We start from the raw sequence: 280 nt of genomic DNA on the forward strand, positions 1-280 counted from the left end.
TGATAAGCCTTAGTAATTGACTGTAGGAACGTAGCACGGATAATACAACCCGCTCGCCAAATTTTAGCAATTTCAGCAAAATCTAAAGACCAATTCTGCTCTTTAGCATTCATCGCCATTAACTGAAAACCTTGCGCATAACAGCACACTTTAGCGCAGTATAATGCATCTTCAAGATTAGCAATAAATGCCACTTTTTCAGCATCACTAAAACTGACTGGTGCAGGTCCTGCTAACTTCGAGCTTAACTGCATACGCAAGTTTTTCTGAGTGCTCACAG

At 40.7% G+C, this 280-nt stretch carries 1 pseudogene; it reads right to left on the bottom strand.

What is annotated here, in order from left to right:
* A pseudogene (locus AAEY79_RS14590) lies at positions 1–280 on the bottom strand (NADP-dependent phosphogluconate dehydrogenase); the annotation flags it as partial.

Source organism: Psychrobacter sp. GW64-MNA-CIBAN-0177 (genome assembly GCF_040309585.1).
Classification (GTDB): Bacteria; Pseudomonadota; Gammaproteobacteria; order Pseudomonadales; family Moraxellaceae; genus Psychrobacter; species Psychrobacter okhotskensis.